16 protein-coding genes are annotated in these 20,476 nt (G+C 66.2%); 8 read left to right on the top strand and 8 right to left on the bottom strand.

Annotation, left to right across the window (positions count from 1 at the left end):
• The first annotated feature begins 32 nt into the window (after positions 1-32).
• Both ASE52_RS13355 and ASE52_RS13350 read left to right on the top strand, forming a co-directional pair.
• Positions 33-572 carry a hypothetical protein gene (locus tag ASE52_RS13355; RefSeq protein ID WP_057226686.1) on the top strand — a complete coding sequence of 180 codons (540 nt, stop codon included), beginning with the start codon at positions 33-35 and terminating at the stop codon, positions 570-572.
• Between the two features lie 14 nt (positions 573-586).
• Positions 587-1,903, top strand: a complete 1,317-nt coding sequence (locus ASE52_RS13350) for a hypothetical protein (protein ID WP_057226684.1) — start codon at positions 587-589, stop codon at positions 1,901-1,903.
• A 912-nt stretch (positions 1,904-2,815) separates the two neighbouring features.
• Here the strand turns inward: ASE52_RS13350 and ASE52_RS13345 are convergent.
• A complete protein-coding gene (locus ASE52_RS13345) occupies positions 2,816-4,282 on the bottom strand; it encodes a rhomboid family intramembrane serine protease (RefSeq protein ID WP_057226682.1) in 1,467 nt (488 codons plus the stop codon).
• A gap of 236 nt (positions 4,283-4,518) precedes the next feature.
• Here ASE52_RS13345 and ASE52_RS13340 point away from each other — a divergent pair, with 236 nt between their 5' ends.
• Positions 4,519-6,636: a catalase gene (locus ASE52_RS13340; RefSeq protein WP_057226680.1), complete on the top strand. Its 2,118-nt coding sequence runs from the start codon at positions 4,519-4,521 to the stop codon at positions 6,634-6,636.
• Between the two features lie 42 nt (positions 6,637-6,678).
• Positions 6,679-7,287: a hypothetical protein gene (locus tag ASE52_RS13335; RefSeq protein ID WP_057226678.1), complete on the top strand. Its 609-nt coding sequence runs from the start codon at positions 6,679-6,681 to the stop codon at positions 7,285-7,287.
• 187 nt (positions 7,288-7,474) lie between these two features.
• On the opposite strand, the gene ASE52_RS13330 is transcribed toward ASE52_RS13335, so the two are convergent.
• A complete protein-coding gene (locus ASE52_RS13330; RefSeq protein ID WP_057226676.1) occupies positions 7,475-8,467 on the bottom strand; it encodes a Bug family tripartite tricarboxylate transporter substrate binding protein in 993 nt (330 codons plus the stop codon).
• Between the two features lie 105 nt (positions 8,468-8,572).
• Entirely contained in the window at positions 8,573-10,063 is a 1,491-nt protein-coding gene (gene argH / locus ASE52_RS13325) for an argininosuccinate lyase (RefSeq protein ID WP_057226674.1), read from the bottom strand.
• A gap of 51 nt (positions 10,064-10,114) precedes the next feature.
• Here argH and ASE52_RS13320 point away from each other — a divergent pair, with 51 nt between their 5' ends.
• On the top strand, positions 10,115-11,407 hold the full coding sequence (locus ASE52_RS13320) for a histidine kinase (RefSeq protein ID WP_057226672.1): 1,293 nt from the start codon (positions 10,115-10,117) through the stop codon (positions 11,405-11,407).
• Positions 11,388-12,146: a LytTR family DNA-binding domain-containing protein gene (locus ASE52_RS13315; RefSeq protein ID WP_010463601.1), complete on the top strand. Its 759-nt coding sequence runs from the start codon at positions 11,388-11,390 to the stop codon at positions 12,144-12,146. The genes ASE52_RS13320 and ASE52_RS13315 overlap by 20 nt, the downstream gene beginning before the upstream one ends.
• 72 nt (positions 12,147-12,218) lie before the next feature.
• Here the strand turns inward: ASE52_RS13315 and ASE52_RS13310 are convergent, their stop codons facing one another.
• Both ASE52_RS13310 and ASE52_RS13305 read right to left on the bottom strand, forming a co-directional pair.
• On the bottom strand, positions 12,219-13,052 hold the full coding sequence (locus ASE52_RS13310) for a ZIP family metal transporter (protein ID WP_057226670.1): 834 nt from the start codon (positions 13,050-13,052) through the stop codon (positions 12,219-12,221).
• Positions 13,053-13,181: 129 nt separating this feature from the next.
• On the bottom strand, positions 13,182-14,078 hold the full coding sequence (locus ASE52_RS13305; RefSeq protein ID WP_010463598.1) for a dienelactone hydrolase family protein: 897 nt from the start codon (positions 14,076-14,078) through the stop codon (positions 13,182-13,184).
• A 219-nt stretch (positions 14,079-14,297) separates the two neighbouring features.
• Here ASE52_RS13305 and ASE52_RS13300 point away from each other — a divergent pair, with 219 nt between their 5' ends.
• Together ASE52_RS13300 and ASE52_RS13295 are read left to right on the top strand one after the other, a co-directional pair.
• Positions 14,298-16,664, top strand: coding sequence for a GGDEF domain-containing protein (locus tag ASE52_RS13300; RefSeq protein ID WP_010463596.1), 2,367 nt, complete (start codon positions 14,298-14,300; stop codon positions 16,662-16,664).
• Between the two features lie 106 nt (positions 16,665-16,770).
• Positions 16,771-17,661, top strand: coding sequence for an NAD-dependent epimerase/dehydratase family protein (locus ASE52_RS13295; RefSeq protein ID WP_057226668.1), 891 nt, complete (start codon positions 16,771-16,773; stop codon positions 17,659-17,661).
• Between the two features lie 40 nt (positions 17,662-17,701).
• Here the strand turns inward: ASE52_RS13295 and ASE52_RS13290 are convergent, their stop codons facing one another.
• The 3 genes from ASE52_RS13290 to ASE52_RS13280 form a co-directional block, all read right to left on the bottom strand.
• Complete coding sequence (locus ASE52_RS13290; RefSeq protein WP_241776997.1) at positions 17,702-18,655, bottom strand: amino acid ABC transporter substrate-binding protein; 954 nt, start codon at positions 18,653-18,655, stop codon at positions 17,702-17,704.
• Positions 18,656-18,757: 102 nt separating this feature from the next.
• The gene (locus ASE52_RS13285; RefSeq protein WP_198928104.1) at positions 18,758-19,534 is read right to left on the bottom strand and encodes an amino acid racemase; all 777 of its coding nucleotides are present in this window, start codon (positions 19,532-19,534) and stop codon (positions 18,758-18,760) included.
• 12 nt (positions 19,535-19,546) lie between these two features.
• The gene (locus tag ASE52_RS13280) at positions 19,547-20,437 is read right to left on the bottom strand and encodes an amino acid ABC transporter substrate-binding protein (protein WP_057226662.1); all 891 of its coding nucleotides are present in this window, start codon (positions 20,435-20,437) and stop codon (positions 19,547-19,549) included.
• Positions 20,438-20,476: the final 39 nt, after the last annotated feature.

The raw sequence follows: 20,476 nt of genomic DNA, 5'->3' as shown, positions 1-20,476 counted from the left end.
GCGCCGCAAAATAAAGCGGGAGAGAGGGAATCGTGAAAAAAATCGCATTGCTGGCGGCTCTGTGTGTGGGCGCCTGGTATTACTTTGTCGGCGGGCGCACATTGGACGAAAAAATGGTGCGCGCCTACTACGACCAGAGCGCGCACGCTCTCTACAAGCGAGACGCTGAGCTGATGTGCAAACAGCTCAGCAGCAAGGCCATCATCCAGGACGAGACGGTGATGAACGGCCAGACGCAGCGCAGCACACTCAACCACGACCAGCAGTGCGAGGCCTTCAAGGCCAGCATGCAGATGTTCGAGCAGATCGGTGACCGCATGGGCGGCATCCTGACGGTCGAGTTCGAATTCCACATCGACAGCATCGAGATCGAACCGGGCCGCAAAAGCGCCAAGGTCAAAGGCACCAGCCTGCTGAAGATGGGGGAAACCGTCATGCAGTTCAGCTCCACCTTCAACGAACAAATCGTGCGCGAAATGGGGCAGATGAAGCTCCTGCGCTCCGACCAGCGCACCGTGGTGCGCATTGCGGGCGGGCGCGGGATGTCGCAATCCGACTTCTTCTCCAAATAAGCCCAAGGCACCCCATGCAGCGCGAAACCGCAAAGGCGCCCCGCCCGTTCTGGCACCAGATCAACACCTTTTTTGCGTTTCCGCTGCAACCCAAGCCGCTGATGTACGGCGTGCTGCTGGCACTCTCCAGCCTGCTGTTCAAGCTGATTTTCTTCGTGCCCGACGCCCTGGGCATCCTGATCGTGGAGATCGGCATCCTGCTGGCCGCATCGCGCTATGGCTTCAAGGTCACGGCCCTGGGCTCGCGCGGCATCTACAAGGCCGAGGACTACCCTTCCGAGCTGGACCCGGACTGGAAGAACCTGCCCTGGAAGCTGTTCGCCATCCTCATCGTGCAAGCCATGGCCGTGGGCTGGCTGCAGCGCCTGAACCCCCTGCTGGGCACGCTGGCCTGGCTGGCCATGTGTTTTCTGCTGCCCGCCACGCAGATCGTGCTGGTGCAGACCTGCAGCTTTACCGAAACCCTGAACCCCACCAACGCCTGGAACGCCGTGCGCACCATTGGCTGGCCCTACCTGCTGCTGTGCCTGTTTCTCTTCTTGTTGAGCCAGGGCACCTTCATCGCGCTGGGCATGCTCGTGCCCATCTTCAAGGGCTGGATCCTGCTGCCCATCGTCAACTGGCTGCTCATCTACTTCAGCTGGGTCATGGCCAGCCTGCTGGGCTACGCCATGTACCAGAACCACGCGGCCTTTGGCATTGACCTGTTGCCTGGCGCGGGCCTGGACGACGACGGTGCCCCCGTGGACCGCCGCAGCCCCCGCCAGATCGAGCAAGACGCCACCGACGCGCAAGTGGCCGAGCTGATCACCGCCGGGGACATGGTGGGCGCCCTGGGTGTGGCCTACGAAGACCAGCGCACCCGCAGCGACGAAGTGCCCGCACAGCGCCGCTACCACGGCGTGCTGATACTGGCCGAAGGCAAAACCGCCACCCTGCTCGACCATGCCCAGCGCTACATCCCGCTGCTGCTGCGCTCGGGCCAGGGCGGCGAAGCGCTCAAGGTCTTTCAAACCTGCCGTGCCAAGGACGCCCAGTTTGCGCTGCAGGATGCCAACGCCACCCTCCATCTGGCGAAAGCCGCCTGGAATGCGAACAACGCCAAAGACGCGCTGGCCTTGCTGCAGGGCTTTGACCGCCGCTTCAAAAACCACGACAGCGTGCCCGCCGCCTACGAACTGGTCGCCCGGGTGCTGCTGCAAGGCATGAACCGCGCCGACATGGCCCTGCGCGTGCTGGCCACGCTGGAGTCCCGCCACCCGGACACGGACGCCACGCGGGAAACGCGGTGGCTGCTGCGCAACCATGTGCCGCAGGCGGCGGGAGGTTGAAGAATTTTTGGGGCTCTAGCGCTTTCTGGATAAGCGCCAGTAGCTATGGTATTGATAGCGATTTCCGAATGATCTGAACCGTTCGAGTTGAGCTCGTCGAAGCCTGGGCATGCTCGCTCGCTGATCTGTGCGGCGTGCCTGGGTTGAGGGCGGAGGCCGGGGTGTGCGCCCCGCGGCGCAGTAACTTTCCCTTGGATCGCCAAGAGAAAGTAACCAAAGAGAAGGCGACCCTACACGCTGCGTCCCTTCGCTTCGCTACGGGCAACCTGCGGTGCTCAGTTTTGACGGGGTCTCGCTAAACTCGCGCCGCTTCGCGTCACTCAAACAGACGCGAGCCCTGATCCGCCAAAACCTCCGCTCCTCGGCGCATCCTGAAGGGAACCCACCGGGATCGGACATCCACACGGGCCATTGCTGCGCTCGGGCCCCTCTCGCGGGCGCAAGCGCCACGCGCTGCGCAGGCGCGGCCGAGCGAAGCAATGGCCCGTGTGACTGTTCGGCTGTTGGATGTTCGGCTGCCCAACCCCCTGCTGGCTGCGCCTGCGGCGGGGCGGTTGCGGGGTGGCACGCGCGTCGGAGCGCGCGTGCTTCGTGAACTGACTCGCCGTGGTTGTCCGAGCGGCGCGCGCCAGCGCAAAGCGAGTTCCACGGCGCACCCCGCAACCGCCCCGACGCAGGTTGCCCCGCAGCGAANGTACTTTTCTTTGGCGAAGCAAAGAACAAGTACCTCGGCCGCCGGGCCGAGACCCGGCTCCCGTCCTCCACACAAACACGCCACCAAACCAGCGCACACGCCCCGGCTTCGACAAGCTCAGCCCGAATGGATGGAAGACAATCATTCACTATAAAAACAATAGCATCCAGCACTTTCCAGATAAGCGCTAGAGCCCAATTCAACCAAAAATCACCGCATCACCCCAGCCCCCGCAACGCCACACTCCCCGGCGCCAGTTGCTGCAACAACGGCCCCCACGCCACCGCCTCCGCCCGCCGCCCCGCATGGCACAAGGCCGACACCAGCATGCCCAGTGTCTCGCCCAGCTCCGGGTGCGTGGGGGCGGTCTTGTGCAAGGCGTTGAACAGCTTTTCCGCATCGCCCCACTGCTGCGCGCGGGCAAAGCGGCGTGAGAGGCGGGCCATTTCGTCCGGCTGCAACCGGGCACCGGGCTTGGCTTTCTCAAAATACGTGCGGTAGCAGGCATGCTGAAACTGCAGCGTCTGCTCGTCATGGGCATGCAGGCGAAAGATGCGGCGCGCGGCGCGGTGGAAGTCTTCGCCCTCGGGCCACAGCGATGCCGTTTTGAACCAGGCGCTGAGCACCGTCTGGTCTTGCGGGCGCAGCTTGGCGGCGGCACGCCACTGGGCGAGGGCCTGCTCGAACTTCATGCCCTTCGCCAGGCGCTGGGCGTTGGCCACATGGGTGTCAAAACCGTCGTCGGGCGCGGCGTCCTGCGTCACCGGCACTTCCATCGGTTTCTTGCGCAGCAGCATGGCCAGCGCCATCAGCGACGCACCGGTCAGCAACCCGCCCAGGTGGGCCATGTAGGCCACACCCTTTCCGCTGAGCCAGTGCTGCAGCAACTCGTTGGCAATCCACGCGGGCAGCAACAGCAACGCAGGCGCGGTCACATAGTTGAAGTAGAAAAACAGCTGGTAAAAGAACCGCACGCGCCGCAGCCGGTACAGCACGGCGTACATGCCCATGAGGGCCGACACGGCACCCGAGGCACCCAGGCCATAGCTGCCCATGCCGGCATAGGCCCAGCCCGCCAGCAGCGAGCCGCCCACGCCACCCAGCAGGTAAAACGCCAGGTACCAGCCCCGGCCCAGTGCCAGCTCGACCGAAAAGCCGAACAGAAACAAAAACACCATGTTGCCAATGAGGTGCCCGGTGCTGCCATGCAAAAACGTGGCCGTGAGCCAGGTGACGGGCCGCAGCTCCGCGTCTTTTTCAAAGCTCTGCGCCCATTGGCGGGTGAAGGGGGCAGGCAACCGGGCTTCGTACTGGGTGCGTGCGGCCTTCCAGTCGGCGTACTGCGGATCTTCGGGCGGCACAAAACGCGGGCTTTTCAGGCGCTGCTGAAAGCCGTCTTCCTGCTCCATCCAGCGCAGCAGCATGCGGTGGTCGCCCGCCTTTTGCAGGGCGCGGGCGTCTTTGAGGTGCTTGTCGCCGGTTTCCTCCAGCCAGGCCACAAAACGCGGGACTTCCACAGCGGGCAAAGGGCTGGCCACATAGAAGGCGGCAGCCCGGTCCTGCGCCTTTTCCTCCGAACGCTGCGGGCCCCAGAACACGAGCATGTTCACCAGGATCAGCACCACCGTCATCCAGGGAGGGTTGCGCCAGGTGGGCCGGCTTTCGAGGGGGATGGCGTAGAACATCGGTCAGTCTGGCAAGGGCAAAAGAGCGGGTCGCGCCGCAAGGCAACGGGTGTGGAGGGCCTTGGTGGGGAGGGTGCAAGCGTAGCAAACACCGGGCGTCTTCAGAGCACAGGCAGCGGGCCATTGCCTGACCACGACGACGCGCGGATGGGGCTGTGTCCTACTCCCCGCAAGGCACGGGGGTCCAACGATGTTGGCTGGTCTTGTTTCATTACCCAGAACCCCCAGGAGCGCCCATGGCCCGAACCCCCACTTCGCGCGGCGCGGCAAAAAAATCGCCGTCCGCACTGCCCTCTTCCACCCAGTCCGACACCTTTCGCGGCAACGCTGGCGAGCTACAGCAACAGGCTGGTGGCAAGCACCCGGTGCTGACCACGCAGCAGGGCATTCCGGTGGCGGACAACCAGAACTCCCTGCGCCCGTCGCCACGCGGCCCCGCGCTGCTGGAAGATTTCATCCTGCGCGAGAAGATCACGCACTTTGACCACGAGCGCATCCCGGAGCGCATCGTGCATGCACGCGGCTCGGCAGCCCACGGTTTTTTTGAACTCACGCATTCGCTCAAGGACCACACCACGGCCAAGGTGCTGACGGAAGTGGGCGTGCAGACGCCTGTGTTCACGCGCTTTTCGACCGTGGCAGGCGGCGCGGGATCGGTGGACACGCCGCGCGATGTGCGCGGCTTCGCCGTGAAGCTCTACACGACCGAAGGCAACTGGGATCTGGTGGGCAACAACATCCCGGTGTTCTTCATCCAGGACGCGATGAAGTTTCCCGACCTGGTGCACGCCGTGAAGATGGAGCCCGACCGCGCGTTCCCCCAGGCGGCCAGCGCACACGACACCTTCTGGGATTTCGTCTCGCTGATGCCCGAAACCATGCACATGGTCATGTGGGCCATGAGCGACCGCACCATCCCGCGCAGCCTGCGCATGATGGAAGGCTTTGGCGTGCACAGTTTCCGGCTCCTGAATGCCGCGGGCGACAGCACCTTCGTGAAGTTCCACTGGCGCCCCAAGCTGGGCATCCAGTCCACGGTGTGGGACGAAGCCGTGAAGCTGCAGGCGGCGGACAACGACTTCCACCGGCGCGACCTGTTCGAAGCCATCGAGGGGGGCGACTTCCCGGAATGGGAGCTGTCGGTGCAACTGTTCACCGAGGAGGACGCCGAGCGCTTCCCCTTCGACCACCTGGACCCCACCAAGCTCATTCCCGAAGAACTGGTGCCCCTGCAGCCCATCGGCCGCATGGTGCTCAACCGCTGGCCCGACAACTTCTTTGCCGAAACCGAGCAGGTGGCGTTTTGCCCCGCCAACGTGCCACCGGGCATCGACTTCAGCAACGACCCGCTGCTGCAGGGCCGCCTGTTCTCGTACCTGGACACGCAGCTGTCGCGCCTGGGCGGGCCCAACTTCACGCAGATCCCGATCAATGCGCCCAAGTGCCCGTTCCACAACATGCAGCGCGACGGCCACATGCAGATGCAGGTGCCCAAAGGCCGCGTTGCCTACGAGCCCAGCAGCCTGCAGGGTGATACGCCGCGTGCATCACAAGCACAAGGGTTCCGCCATTTCGCGCAGGCCGATGACGGTGTGAAGGGCCGTGTGCGCCCCGAGAGTTTTGCCGACCACTACAGCCAGGCGCGCATGTTCTTTCGCAGCCAGAGCCCGCTGGAGCAGGCGCACATGGCGTCGGCGCTGGTGTTTGAGCTGTCCAAGGTGGGCACGCCGCATGTGCGCGAGGCGGTGGTCGGCCACCTGCAGCATGTAGACCCCGAACTGGCCCAGCGTGTGGCCGACGGCCTGGGCATGCAGGCGCTGCCCCCCGCCCCGCCCGCCGCCGAGCCGGTGCAGGACCTGCCCCCGTCGCCCGCGCTGCGCATCATCGACCGCATGAAGCCCACGCTACAGGGGCGCTGCATCGGCATCCTGGTGGCCGATGGCTCCAACGGCAACACGGTGGCCAACCTGCGCAAGGCCGTGGAAAAGGCCGGAGGCACAGTGAAGATCGTGGCCCCCAAGGTGGGCGGAGCAGTGCTGAAAGACGGCACCCTGCTGCCCGCCGACGGCCAGCTGCAAGGCACGCCATCGGTCGTGTTTGACGCCGTGGCCTCGGTGCTGTCGCCCGAGATGGGCGCACAGCTGGCCAAGGAGGCCGCCGCCGTGGACTGGTTCCGCGATGCGTTCGGCCACCTCAAGGCGATTGCCGCCTGCAAGGGCACGCAGGCCATCCTGCAAGCCGGTGGCATCGAGCCCGACGCGGGCGTGGTGGACCCCGCCGACGCGCAGGGCTTCATCGCCGCCGCACAGACCCGACAGTGGGAGCGCGAACCCAAGGTCCGCACCCTCGCATGACGCGCCCACCCCGTTCCCAACCCCACCACCCAAGGAGAAACCATGCCCAAAGCCCACTATGACAGCCACCAGCTCGATGATCTTGTGCTCCAGATGATGGAAACCGAACTCGGCGGCGAGCAGGTGTACCGCACTGCGCTCACCTGTGCGGTGAACCCCGATCTCAAGAAGGAGTGGGAAGGCTATCTGGAAGAAACCCTGACCCACCAGGATGTGGTGCGCAGCCTGTGCGACACCCTGGGCCTGGACCCGGATGCGCAGTCGCCCAGCCGGGCGGTGGTCAAACACATCGGCGAATCCCTGGTCAAGGCCATGTTGCTGGCCAAACAGGGAGGCAACCCCGCCGCCGCCCAATTGGTGGCCTGCGAATGCGTGGTGCACGCCGAGACCAAGGACCACGCCAACTGGGAGTTGCTGGGCAAGGTCGCCGAGGTCGCCACGGGCGACGTGGGCCAGACGTTGAAGGCAGCCCACCAGGCGGTGGAGAAAGACGAGGACCACCACCTGTATCACACCAAGGGCTGGTGCCGCGAGCTGGCCATCGAGGCGCTGGGCCTGCCTGCGGTGCTGCCCCCGCCCGAAGAGGTCAAGAACGTGGAAACCGCGATTGGCGCGTCGCGCGCCGAGCAGCAGCGCGAGACCATGCTCTGACCGCAGCGGTGCCGGGAGGCCCATGATGCATCCCCGGCATTTGCTACAAATAAAATAGCTGCCTGCGCTTTACTGATAAGCGCTGGCGGCCATTTTTACTTGAACTCGTGAAAATCGAAGGTTTGCAGGGGCCGAAGGACACAGCGGCATTCGCCCGCATGGCCACGCAGGCCGGTCCCCGGACTAACTACTGCGCCACAAAACCACTGGTCTTGATGATCCGCGTCCAGGCGTCGGTGTAGGCGGTCTGGCGGGCGGCCAGTTGCTGCGGTGTCATGTAGCCCACCGTGAGGCCCATGGCCGTCAGGTGCTCGCGCACGTCCGGCATCGCCACCACCTTGGACAGGGCAATCGAAAACTCGGTGACGAACTTCTGCGGCGTGCCAGTGGGGGCGTAGATGCCGTAATACGGCAGGTCTTCAAAGCCCTTGAGGCCCATTTCGTCGAATGTGGGCACATCGGGCATGGCGGCCTGGCGCTTGGTGCCCAGCACGCCCACCACGCGCACCTTTCCAGCCTTGTGGTTCTCGATGAAATCCTGCACCGACGCCACACCCGCGCTGATCTGGTTGCCCAGCATGTCGGCCATCATGGGCGCGCTGCCCCGGTAGGGGGCGGACACCAGGTCGATCTGGTACTTCTGCCCGATCAGCTTGACCAGGAATTCGGGGGTGGAGGCCGGTGCCGGGATGCCCACGGCCCCCTTGCCCTGGCCCGCCGTCCGCACCCAGTTGACGTAGTCGCCGAACGACTTGGCTGGCGTGCCACCTGAGACGGCAAACGCATTCACGAAAGTGGCAAAACCGCCCACGGGCACGAAGTCGCGCACAGGGTCGTAGCCGGGGTTCTTCACCACCTGGGGAAGGATGGAGATGGTGTGGTCGTGCGTGATGAACAGCGTGGTGCCATCGGGCACCGAGGCCTTGAGCGCCTGGGCCGCGATCTGTCCCCCCGCACCGGGGCGGTTTTCCACCACCACCGGCACGCCCAGTTCGTCCTTGAGCTTCTCGGACAAGGTGCGCGCAATGGCGTCCGAGCCGCCGCCCGGCGGAAAGCCCACCAGCAGACGGATGGGCTTGTGCGTCTGCGCAGCCGCGAGCCCCACCGTGAGCGCTGCCCCCAGAAAGGCGCTGGTGCGCAGAAGTCGGGACAGCAGGCTGCGGCGGGTCGTCGTCGTCATGGAAGAACTCCGGTTTATTCAAATCGGGCTGTTGCGGGGCGCATTCATGCACCAAGCACGGTTCAGGCCAGCGGCCGCCGCGCCACAGGGGAATGTCGCCGCCCTTCAGGCCAGCCGCGTGCGATGGCGTGCCAGCTGGGCACGCACCTGCACGGGCGCGGTGCCGCCCAGCGTGTTGCGCGCGTTGAGCGAGCCGCGCAGGCTCAGGCACTCGTACACATCCTTCTCGATCTGCGGGTGGAAGCCCTGCAGCACGGCCAGCGGCAACTCCGACAGGTCACACGCATGGGTGGTGGCCGCCTTCACGGCGTGGGCCACGGTTTCGTGCGCATCTCGGAAAGGCAGGCCCTTCTTGACCAGGTAGTCGGCCAGGTCCGTGGCGGTGGCATAGCCCTTGAGTGCGGCCTGCTCCATGGCCGGCGCGTTGACGGTGATGCCGCCTTCTTTTTTGCCCGTGGCGGGGTTGAGCTGGCCGCCGACCATCTCGGCGAAGATGCGCAGCGTGTCTTTAAGCGTGTCCACGGTGTCGAACAGCGGCTCCTTGTCTTCCTGGTTGTCCTTGTTGTAGGCCAGGGGCTGGCCCTTCATCAGGGTGATCAGCCCCATGAGGTGGCCCACCACGCGGCCGGTCTTGCCGCGCGCGAGTTCGGGCACGTCGGGGTTCTTCTTCTGCGGCATGATCGAGCTGCCCGTGGTGAAACGGTCGGCGATCTTGATGAAGCCGAAGTTCTGGCTCATCCAGATGATGAGTTCCTCGCTCAGGCGGCTCACGTGCACCATGCACAGGCTGGCGGCGGCGGTGAACTCGATGGCGAAGTCGCGGTCGCTCACGGCGTCCAGGCTGTTCTGGCAGACCATGGGCAAGCCGTTGGCATCGACCATGCCCAACGTCCTGGCCACGCGCTCGCGGTCCAGCGGGTAGGTGGTGCCGGCCAGGGCCGCGCTGCCCAGCGGCAACACGTTGGTGCGGCGGCGCACATCGGCCATGCGCTCGGCGTCGCGCGCAAACATTTCCACATAGGCCAGCATGTGGTGGCCGAAGCTCACCGGCTGGGCCACCTGCAGGTGGGTGAAGCCCGGCAGGATCACCTCGACGTTCTGTTCGGCCACATCGACCAGCGAAACCTGCAGCTCCTTGAGCAGGTCGCCGATCAGGTCGATCTCGCCGCGCAGCCACAGGCGCACGTCGGTGGCTACCTGGTCGTTGCGGCTGCGGCCGGTGTGCAGGCGCTTGCCGGCGTCGCCCACCAGCTGCGTCAGGCGCGCCTCGATGTTCAGGTGCACGTCTTCCAGGTCGAGCTTCCATTCGAACGCGCCGGACTCGATCTCTTGCGTGATCTGCGCCATGCCGCGCTGGATGGAAGCGTGGTCTTCAGCGCCGATGATGCCCTGCGCCGCCAGCATCTCGGCGTGCGCCAGGCTGCCCGCAATGTCAGCCTGCCACAGGCGCTTGTCGAAGAACACGCTGGAGGTGTAGCGCTTGACCAGGTCGCTCATGGGCTCGGAAAACAGCGCCGACCAGGCCTGTGCCTTGGTGTCGAGCTGGTTGTGGGACGGCGCAGACGGCGTGGCGCTGGTGGCTTGGGCTTTGGACATAGGAGGGCAATAATCCGGAGGTTCAGACACCCGGACAACCCGGGCGCCGCAATGCAAAACACGCAAATTTTATCGACCCAGCCACCGCTGCCGGATTCAGCCCTTCCAGAAGGGCCTGCGCGCAGCGTGCGGGCCGCCGCTGGCGCGGGGCCGGGCGGCCAGCCGCCGCGCGGTCGGGCGCTGGTGTTCGATGCCTGCCAGGTCGGCGTGGTGCTGCGGGCCGTGCTGTTCGTGGAGCTGGTGGTGGGTGTGGGCGCGATGTTCGGGGCAGGCAACCCCGTGGCATGGCTGGCCACCCTGGCGCTGCTGACGGGCGGCGCGCTGCCCGCCACGCTGCTGTGGCTGGTCACGGCCTGCAGCCTCAAGACCGTGCTGCAGCGCCTGACCACCGTGCAGCAATACGTGGCGGGTGTGCTGCTGGGCGCGCTGGCGGGGGCCTATGCCTGCGGCATGCTGGCGCTGGTGGCCCAACCCGCATCGCCGCCCTGGCTTGCCAGCGCCGCCACGGGCGCGTTGCTGGCCGCCATGCTGGTGGCCGCGCTGGTGCTGCGCGCACGGGGCCGCACGCCCGCAGCCACCACGGCACGCCTGACCGAGCTGCAATCGCGCATCCGCCCCCACTTTTTGTTCAATACCCTCAACAGCGCCATTGCCCTGGTGCGTGAAGAACCGGCCAAGGCCGAATCGCTGCTGGAAGACCTCTCCGACCTGTTCCGAGTGGCCCTCATCGAGCAGGGCGAGTCGACCACACTGGCAGAAGAAATCACGCTCGCGCGCCGCTACCTGGGCATCGAAGAGGTGCGCTTTGGCAAACGCCTGCAGGTGCAGTGGAATCTGGACCCCCGCACCGACAGCGCCCGCCTGCCCCCGCTGCTGCTGCAGCCTCTGGTGGAGAACGCCGTCAAACATGGCGTGGAACCCAGCCCGCGCGGCGGCAAGCTGCGGGTGCTGACCGAGCTGCGCGGCAACCGTGTGGTGGTGCGCATCACCAACACGCTGCCCCCCAAGGAGGGTAAGAACGGCAACGGACATGGCGAAGACACGGCGCCCCGGGGCCACGGCATTGCCCTGGCCAACGTGCGGGCGCGGCTGGCGTTGCTGCACGACGTGCAGGGCGAATTCACCGCCGGCATGCAGGACGGCCTGTACCAGGTGCGCATCACCCTGCCCGCCCCCGAACCCCAGCCCCGCGCCCGCGGTGGGCGCAGCACCTCACCGTCCACCCGCCGCAATGCCGGCAGCCGCAGCGGCAGCCGCGTGGCGCCGTTCCAGCGCCGCATGGTGGACAACACCGACGACAACAACAACAGCCCCTTGAGAGACCATGAACATCCTGATCGTTGACGACGAAGCCCTGGCCCGCAGCCGCCTGCGCACCCTGCTGGCCGATTGCGCCCAGGCACAGCCTGCCCAGCGCATGACGGTGGCCGAGGCCGCCAATGCCGGCGAAACCATGGCCCTGCTCGGGCCCACGGGCGGGCGGGGTTTTGACCTGGTGCTGCTCGACATCCACATGCCCGGCCAGGACGGCCTGGCCCTGGCCCACACGCTGCAGACCCTGCCCCAGCCCCCGGCCGTGGTGTTTGTGACAGCCCACGCCGATCATGCCGTGAGCGCGTTCGAACTGGACGCCACCGACTACCTGACCAAGCCCGTGCGCCGCGAACGCCTGCAGCAGGCACTGGCCAAGGTGCAGCGCAGCACCCGCCCCCCCGCGCCCACCCAGGCCCCCAGCGTGCCCGAGGGCGAAACCCTGCTGATCCAGGACCGGGGCCGTACCGAGCGCCTGCCCCTGGCCGAGGTGCTGTACTTCAAGGCCGAGCAAAAGTACGTGACCGTGCGGACCGCCACGCGCAGCTACATCATGGACGGCTCGCTCAGCGAGATCGAGACCAAGTTCGCTCCCCGCTTCCTGCGCATCCACCGCAACGCGCTGGTAGCCCGCCGCGCCGTGCGCGCGCTGGAAAAACACTACGACCCCGAGGAAGGCGAAGGCTGGGCCGTGCGGCTGCAGGGATCGACCGAGCTGCTGGCGGTGTCGCGGCGGCAGGTGGCGGCCGTGCGGGAAGAACTGGCGCGCTAGATATCTGAGGTCTTTTTTGGCCTCCAGCGCTTATCCATCAAGCACTGGCAGCTATCGAACCGGTAGCACGCCTCAGTGCCCGTGCGCCGCCCCGCTCACCAGCGTCACGATGACCATGCCCGCTACCAGCCAGGCAATCTGTGCAATGGTTTCACGCGCCGTCAGGCGCTTTTGCAGCTGAGGGATCAGGTCGGCCAGCGCCACATAGACAAAGCTGCTGGACGCCACGGCCAGGAAGTAAGGCAGCAGGTCTTGCAGCTGCCCCACCAGGAAGTAGCCCACCACGCCGCCCAGCGCCGTGACCGCACCCGCCAGCGACACCTTGACCAGCGCCATGCGCCGGTTGGGGCTGGTCTGGCGCAGCACCACCAGGTCGCCCATGTGGTGCGGCACCTCGTGCGCCAGCACCGACACGGCAGCGATCACGCCCAGGCGGATGTCGGCCATGAAGGCCGAGGCGATCAGGATGCCGTCGCCAAAACAATGCACGCTGTCGCCGGTGAGCACGGCCCAGCCCCCTGCGCGGGGGGCATGGTGGTGGTGCGCATGGCCATGGCCTTCGTGGGAATGCGCATGGCCGTGGTCATGGTCGTGCCTGGCGGGTTCGGGGTGGCTGTGCTCATGCCCGTGGTGCCACAGCTCCGCCTTGTCGAGCAAAAAGAAAAACACCACGCCCACCAGCAAGGTGGCAAACAGGTCGTGCGCACCCGCCTGGCTCTCGAACGCCTCGGGCAGCAGGTGCATGAAGGCCGTGGCCAGCAGGGCGCCCGCCGCCAGGCTCAGCAGGTGCTGGGGCCCCACGCTGTCGGCACGCCCGCCCAGCCCCAGCCGCATCAGCAGTGCGGCCAGCCAGACGCTGCCAATGCCCGCAGCCAGCGTGGCCAGGATGATTGCTACCAAAGTCATAGCTTCTTACGCTTTATAGATAAGCCCTAGGGCCTATTTTCGTTCAAATCCCACGCCCCGGACGCGAGATTAAAAAAGCCGCCCCCCGAGGGGGGCGGCTGCAGGTGCCAGTGACTCCCTGTGTCTGGCCTAGACCACGCCGTGCGTCTTGAACCAGGCCAGCGCCCGCTTCCACCCGTCTTCTGCGGCTTCCTTGCGGTAGCTGGGCCGGTAGTCGGCATGGAAGGCATGGGGGGCGTCGGGGTACACCACAAATTCCGATGCCTTGGCCTGCGGCGAGCCACTGGCCAGGGCAGCTTTCATCTTATCAACCGTGTCAAGGGGGATGCCGGTGTCTTTTTCACCATACAGGCCCAGCACGGGGGCCTTGAGGATGGGGGCGATGTCCACAGGGTGCTTGGGCGTCAGCTCGCTGGCCTGCCCCACCAGTCGGCCATACCAGGCCACGCCAGCCTTCACCGGGCCATGCGCCGCATACAGCCAGGTGATGCGCCCGCCCCAGCAAAAGCCGGTGATGCCCATGCGCGCGGCATCGCCACCATTGGCGGCGGCCCACTGCACCGCGCCGTCCAGGTCGGCCATCACCTGGGCGTCGGGCACCTTGGAGACGACTTCAGCCATTAGCTTGGCAATGTCGGTGTATTGCGTGGCATCGCCCTGGCGCGCATACAGCTGCGGCGCGATGGCCAGGTAACCCGCCTTGGCAAAGCGGCGGCAGGTGTCGGCAATGTATTCGTGCACGCCAAAGATCTCCTGGATCACCAGCACCACGGGCAGGCCGGTCTTGCCCGCAGGTGCTGCCCGGTAGGCGGGCACCTTGAAGCCATTGACCGTAAAGCTCACTTCGCCGGCGGTGAGGCCATCGCTGGGGGTGGCGATGGCCGTCTGCGCCATGATGGGCGCGGCCGCCGCTGCATAGCCCAGGCCCAACGCGGTCTGCAAGGCAGTGCGGCGGGTGGCGCCCGCGTCGGTCGTGCGGCCAGGCACCAGGGCGCGGGCATCGGAATCGAGGTCTTCAGTGAGCATCGGTTTCTCCAGGGTGAAAAGGACGGAACCGCAGTCTAGGGGTTTTGAGGGACTGCCGCATTTGCGGGTACCGCAAACCGGATGGCACTGCTAGACTTTCTGCGAACCTGTTCAAGGTCTGACCGATCCGCCCGAAGTTTGCACCTGCATGGTGCAAACTGGAGAGGCCGCTGCAGCCCCAAGAAAGACTTGCGACCGCCAACCTGGGACCCCACAACCATGCCGCCTGCCCCTCCGCGCGAAACCCCCCTGGCTCTGCAGGTGGTGGCCGTGTGTGGGGTGTGCGGTATGGGCGGGCTGGCCCTGCTGGCCTGGGCGCTCGCAAGCCATGTCCTTGAAGGGCCCGTGCGCGCTGCGCTGGTGGCCGCCGGGCTGGGGCTGGGGACCATCGCCTGCCTGCACTGGCGCCTTGCGCGGCGTGCACAGCGCTGGCAGGCTGCCGCCCACCAGGCCACCACACAGCTGTCCGCCACGCTCGATATCCTGCCCGATGGCCTGGCCATCTACGACGCAGACGATCGGCTGGTGCTGTGCAACACGCGCTACCGCGAGGTGGCCCCGGGCATCGCGATGGCTGTGGACTACGGAACGCGGTTTGAAGACGTGCTGCGCCGCGCCGCCGCCTCCGGCGAGATCCGCGACGCACAGCAGGATCTGGAGACCTGGCTGGCGGGCCGCATGCAACGCCACCGCTCCCCGTCTGGCCCCGAAGTGCAGGAGGTACGGGGCGACCGCTGGATGCAGCTGACCGAGCGCACGCTCGATGGCGGCGGTGTGGTGGTGCTGCGCACGGACATCACCGATGTCGTTCACAAGCAGCGTGCGCTGAAACAGGCGCTGGACGACGCCGAACGTGCAGAACGCCAGCTGCGCGAGGCGGTGGACGCCATGCCCGCCGGCCTCGACATCTATGACGAGAACGACCGGCTGGTGCTGTGCAACAACTTCATGGCCACCCTGCGCCCGCACCTGCCCGTGCAGACATCGCTGGGCAAGACCTATGAAGAACTGCTGCGCGAAGGCCTGAAGCACGGCATTCCCGAAGAGGCGCTCGGCCAGGAAGAGCTGTGGCTGGCCCACGAGCTGGCCATCCGGGGCCACCGGCCCGGGCCTGAGGTGCGCCACTACCCCAACGGCGCGTGGATGCACATGCACGAAAGCCGCACCCCATCGGGCATGACCGTGGTGGTGCGGCTGGACATCAGCGACCTCATTGAGCAACGCCAGAAGGTGGAGGCAGCCCGCCAGGAGAGCCAGCACATCCGGCAACTGCTGGAACGCGCCGTGGAGGCCCTGCCCGTCAGCATCGAAATCTTTGACGAGCAGGACCGGCTGGTGCTCTACAACCAGCAGCTCTCGCGCATGTACCCGCACATGAACTACGCGGAGCACCTGGGCAAGAGTTTTGCCGACATCCTGCGGCATTCGGTGGAGCGGGGCCTGGTCCCCTCTGCCAACGGCCGCGAGGAGGCCTGGATTGCCGAGCGCCTGTCGGAGCACGGCAGCCGCACCTCCACGCTGGTGCAGCGGCTGGCCGACGGGCGCTGGATCAACATCTACGAAACCCGCACCCCCGAGAACTACGTGGTGGCCGTGCGCCTGGACATCACCGACCTCATCGAGCAGCGCCAGGCACTGGAAGCGGCGCAGGATGCCGCCCAGCAGGCACGGCAACTGCTGCAGGATGCCGTGGAATCGCTGCCCGAGGGGTTTGCGCTGTTCGACGCCGACGACCGGCTGGTGGTTTGCAACGCGCAGTACCGGCGGCTGTATCCCATCTCGGCCCCCATGATCGTGCCGGGCAGCACCTTCGAGCAGATTGCCCGCTATGGCGCCGAGCGCGGCCAGTACCCTGATGCCGTTGGCAACGAAGAAGTCTGGGTGGCCCAGCGCATCGCCGACCACCGTGCTGCCATCCACGCCGTGCTGCAGCGCCTGCCGGAAGGCCGCTGGGTGCAGGCCGACGAAAGGCGCACGCCCCAGGGTGGCATTGCCGGTGTGCGCACCGACGTGACCCAGCTGGTGCGCAAGGAGCAGGAGCTGGCGGCGGCCAACGCCAAGCTGGCGCTGCTGTCCACCACCGACGGCGTCACCGGCATCGGCAACCGGCGCCGTTTTGACGACCGGCTGGCCACGGAATGGATGCGCTGTGGCAGGCACGGCCTGCCGCTGGCCGTGATCCTGATCGACATCGACCACTTCAAGCTCTACAACGACCACTATGGCCACCTGGCCGGAGACGAATGCCTGCGCCGCGTGGCCCAGCTCCTGCAAGCCACCATTCGGCGCGCGGATGAAGTGGCCGCGCGTTATGGCGGCGAGGAATTCGTTTTCCTGCTGCCCGACGTGCCCCTGCCCGAGGCTGTGACCGTGGCGCAGCGCTGCATGGACAACCTGCGGAATGCCGCCCTGGCGCACCCCCGCTCCCCCACGGCGCCCATCATCACGTTCAGCATGGGCATTGCGAGCGTGGTTCCACGCCCGGAGGCCGGGTCTGACACACTGGTGCAGGCAGCCGATGCAGCCCTGTACCGCGCCAAGTACGGTGGCCGCAACCGCTTTGAGGTGTTTGACCCGGGCCTCTGAACAGGCGCGGTGTTGCACGCTACAGCGACGCCAGGAGTTTTTTGCGCCGCTCCGCGCCAAGGCCACAACCGCGCATGGCTCCCTCTTTGTTTCAAAGGCACTGTTGATGCACATCCTGCTGACAGGCTCTACCGGATTCATCGGCCACACCGTGGCTGCCGCGCTCACCCAAGCCGGGCATACGGTGCACGGTGGCGTGTCTCCCCGGCAGCGCACCGTGCTGCCGCTGCAGGTCCCCATGGACTTTGCCCGCGACACCACGGTCGAACCGTGGCTGCCACGCCTGGCGGGGATCGATGCGGTGGTCAACGCCGTGGGCGTGCTGCGCGACAGCAGCGCCCGCCCCATCGATGCGGTCCACCAGCACACGCCCGTGGCCCTGTTCAACGCCTGCGCCCAGGCGGGGGTGAAGCGGGTGGTGCATATCTCGGCGCTGGGCATCGAGGGCAGCGGCACGCGCTATGCCAGCACCAAGCGCGCTGCCGATGTGCACCTGCAGGCGCTGGCCGCGCAGGGCGCACTGACCCCCGCCATCCTGCGGCCCAGCGTGGTGTTTGGCAAAGGCGGCGACAGCAGCGCCCTGTTCGTGAACCTGGCCCGCCTGCCTGTGGCGCTGTTCCCCGGGCCCATGCTCACGGCACGCGTGCAGCCCGTGTCGGTGCACGACCTGGCCACCGCCATCGTTGCCCTGCTGGGCCCGGCCATGGCCACCCAGGGCCTCATCGAGTGCCCCGGGCCGGAGGCGCTGAGCATGGGTGATTTCGTCGCCAGCCTGCGGCGACAACAGGGCCACCGCCCCGCCCGTGTACTGCGACTGCCCGATGTGCTCACGCAGCTCAGCGCCCGCATGGGCGATGCGGTACCGGGCATTCCGTGGTGCACCGAAACCCTGAGCATGCTGGGCAGCGACAACGTGGGCAACCCTGCGGTGTTCGAGCAGTTGCTGGGGCGCAAAGGTGTGCACTACAGCCAGCTGGTGGCTACGGCATGGCGTTAAGCACGGGTCCTGAAAACCTACCCCTGAGGCACCATGGCGCCTACTGCGGCACGTAGTCGGACGGATATTTGAGCGAATCCACCAACAAGTGCGGCATACGCATGCCCAGGTTGATGCCCTGGGGCGGGATCGGCTGCGTGAACCACTTGTCGTACATACGGTGCAGATCACGGGTCTGGATCAGACGGCGCAACTCGGCATCCACCACGGCCTTGAGTTCGGGGTTGTTGCGCTCGAACGCCACGGCATAGGGCTCGATGGTCATGGGCTTGCCGATGACCTTCAGGTCCTGCGGCTTGGTGTGGCTGGCGCGCAGGCCGTACAGCAATACGTCGTCCATGGCGAAGCCCTCCACCTTGCCGCTCACCACCCAGCCAAAGCCCTCGGCGTGGTCCTTGGCGGGCTCGATGTGCACACGCACCGACTTGGTGGCCGCCTCGCGCGCCAGCGAATCGATGTTGGTGGTGCCCGCCGTGGATGCCAGCGTCTTGCCGTCCAGGTCTTCGATGCGGGAATAAGGCTTGTCGCTTTGCACCACGATGCGCGACGACGCAATGAAATGCGCAATGGTGAACGCCACGCGCTGGCGGCGCGCTGCCGTGTTGGTGGTGGAGCCACATTCCAGGTCCACTTCGCCTTTCTCAATGGCATCAAAACGGCTGCTGGACGTGACCAGACGGTAAGCCACCTTGGTGTCGCGCAGCTTGAGGTGGCGCCCCAGCGCCTGCGCAATCAGCTGGCAGACGTCCACGCTGTAGCCCATGGGTGTTCCGTTGGCCACATAGGACATCGGCATGGACGATTCGCGGTGGCCGATGACCACCACCCCGCTGGCCTGGATGCGTTGCAGCGTGGTGCCAGCGGACGATGGCGACGCCGATGGTGCCGCCGACTGGGCCCACGCCCTGCCACACCCTGCCCCGCCGAACACAAACGCGAGCATTGCCGCCCCCACGCTCGCACCCAGCCTCTTGCCGACGGTCGTGAATGCCATGACTTTCACCTTCATTGAGGAAGTCGCCGCCCCAGGCAGGCTGGAGATCGTGGCGAGAAAAAGAAGCTGCCGACACCCCCTGGGCTTCCAGCAGCGTCGGGCTCAGCAGACGGGGACGGTGTCCCGGTAGGCATGCCGGGCCAAGGCCGAGGCCAGCACCACCGAGGGGTTCACCAGCGAGAGCCCTTCCAGCCGAGGGTGTTCCGAAAGAGCCAGGGGGATCTCGGTGCAGCCCATGATCAGCGTGGACACGCCATAGCGCTCCTGCAGCGCAATCGACACGGCCTCAAAACGCTGGCGCGCCAGCGGATAGTTGCCCGCCTTCACGCCGTCGTAGATGCCTTGCATCAACTGCTCGCGTTCACCGTCCTCCGGCACGAAGCATTCGATGCGTGCGCGCTCCAGCTCACGCTGGTACAGGCCGGCGTCGTAGGCACCGCGCGTGGCCAGCAGCCCCACGCCCTGCACCTTGCGCGCCGACAGTTCGGCCACCACCTCCTGCACGCCGTGCAAAACCACCACCTGCGGGAACCGCTGCTGCAGGATGCCGTGCCACGCGTGGGCCGTGTTGCAGGCAATCGCCACCACTCGCGCACCCAGCGCCGCCAGCCGCCCGGTGGCCTGCAGCATGGGGTCCGCTGGCTGGTGCGCCCCGGGGCGCTTGTCATTCAGCGCCGCCGTGCGGTCTGGAATGGGAACCTGCGCCAGCCAGTGCTCGGGGTAAGCCTGGTCATGCACCGGAATGCCCAGCACCTCCATCTGGTCGGTGCAGGCCTGCACAAACAGGCGCACAAAGTCAGCCCCGGCGGCCGGGCCCATACCGCCCAGAATCCCCACCACCTGCGGGGCGTGCATGTGGCTTGCAGACACAGAAGACATGCGTGCTCCGGCTTACTGTGCGGGCTTGTCGCTCTGCGCCACCAGGTTCTCGCGCAGCTCCTTGCTCATGGCCAGGTTCAGGTTCTGGTTGCGCGGTGGCACGGGCGACATGAACCACTTGGTGTAGAGCTTTTCGAACTCGCCCGACTTCATCATCCCGCCGATCACGCCGTTGACCAGCGCCTGGAACTGCGGGTCGTCCTTGCGCAGCATGCAGGCATAGGGCTCCACCTGCAGCGAATCGCCCACCACCGTCCAATCGGCCGGGTTGCGCTGGTTGCCCATCAGGCCAAACAGCAGGATGTCGTCCATCGCAAACGCTTCAGCCCGTCCCGTATCCACCAGCAGCAAGGAGTCGTCATGGTCCTTGCCCAGCACGATGTCCATGTCGAGGTTGTTGTCGCGGTTGTACTTGCGGATCACCTGCGCATTGGTGGTGCCCGAGGTGCTGGCCACCTTCTTCTTGGCCAGGTCGGCGTAGTTCTTGACGCCCGATGCCTTCTTGGTCAGCAGGCGCGTGCCGGTGTAGAAGTAGTTGATGGCAAATTGCACATCCTTGCCCCGCGCCGTGTTGTTGGTGGTGGAGCCGCACTCCAGGTCGATGGTGCCGTTGGTCAACAACGGAATGCGGTTCTGCGAAGTCACCGCCTGCAGCTCCACCTTGATGGCGGGGTTGTTGACACGCTTTTTCACGGCATCGACCACCGCATTGGAGATGTCCACCGCAAAGCCCACCGGGACACCGGGCCCGGACAGGTAGCTGAAGGGCACGGACGACTCGCGGTAGGCCAGCGTGATCTTGCCCGACTCGGCAACCTTCTTGAGGGTGTCGGCGCTGACCACGGTGCTGGCCAGCAGGCCGGTGGCCACGATGGCGGCGGTGGTGACGGCGGAGAGCTTCATGGGAATCCCTTTGTGCAAAAAGCAGATTGGTGGATGGAA

The sequence above is a fragment of the Acidovorax sp. Root275 genome (genome assembly GCF_001428965.1).
In the GTDB taxonomy this organism is placed as follows: Bacteria; Pseudomonadota; Gammaproteobacteria; order Burkholderiales; family Burkholderiaceae_C; genus Acidovorax; species Acidovorax radicis.
This window is presented reverse-complemented; position numbering and strand designations above follow the sequence as displayed.

Bases quoted from the DNA above. Each gene is read 5' to 3' on its own strand.
- ASE52_RS13350 (WP_057226684.1), top strand. From the start codon at position 587: ATGCAGCGCGAAACCGCAAAGGCGCCCCGCCCGTTCTGGCACCAGATC.
- ASE52_RS13345 (WP_057226682.1), bottom strand. From the start codon at position 4,282: ATGTTCTACGCCATCCCCCTCGAAAGCCGGCCCACCTGGCGCAACCCT.
- ASE52_RS13340 (WP_057226680.1), top strand. From the start codon at position 4,519: ATGGCCCGAACCCCCACTTCGCGCGGCGCGGCAAAAAAATCGCCGTCC.
- ASE52_RS13335 (WP_057226678.1), top strand. From the start codon at position 6,679: ATGCCCAAAGCCCACTATGACAGCCACCAGCTCGATGATCTTGTGCTC.
- ASE52_RS13330 (WP_057226676.1), bottom strand. From the start codon at position 8,467: ATGACGACGACGACCCGCCGCAGCCTGCTGTCCCGACTTCTGCGCACC.
- argH (WP_057226674.1), bottom strand. From the start codon at position 10,063: ATGTCCAAAGCCCAAGCCACCAGCGCCACGCCGTCTGCGCCGTCCCAC.
- ASE52_RS13320 (WP_057226672.1), top strand. From the start codon at position 10,115: ATGCAAAACACGCAAATTTTATCGACCCAGCCACCGCTGCCGGATTCA.
- ASE52_RS13315 (WP_010463601.1), top strand. From the start codon at position 11,388: ATGAACATCCTGATCGTTGACGACGAAGCCCTGGCCCGCAGCCGCCTG.
- ASE52_RS13310 (WP_057226670.1), bottom strand. From the start codon at position 13,052: ATGACTTTGGTAGCAATCATCCTGGCCACGCTGGCTGCGGGCATTGGC.
- ASE52_RS13305 (WP_010463598.1), bottom strand. From the start codon at position 14,078: ATGCTCACTGAAGACCTCGATTCCGATGCCCGCGCCCTGGTGCCTGGC.
- ASE52_RS13300 (WP_010463596.1), top strand. From the start codon at position 14,298: ATGCCGCCTGCCCCTCCGCGCGAAACCCCCCTGGCTCTGCAGGTGGTG.
- ASE52_RS13295 (WP_057226668.1), top strand. From the start codon at position 16,771: ATGCACATCCTGCTGACAGGCTCTACCGGATTCATCGGCCACACCGTG.
- ASE52_RS13290 (WP_241776997.1), bottom strand. From the start codon at position 18,655: ATGGCATTCACGACCGTCGGCAAGAGGCTGGGTGCGAGCGTGGGGGCG.
- ASE52_RS13285 (WP_198928104.1), bottom strand. From the start codon at position 19,534: ATGTCTTCTGTGTCTGCAAGCCACATGCACGCCCCGCAGGTGGTGGGG.
- ASE52_RS13280 (WP_057226662.1), bottom strand. From the start codon at position 20,437: ATGAAGCTCTCCGCCGTCACCACCGCCGCCATCGTGGCCACCGGCCTG.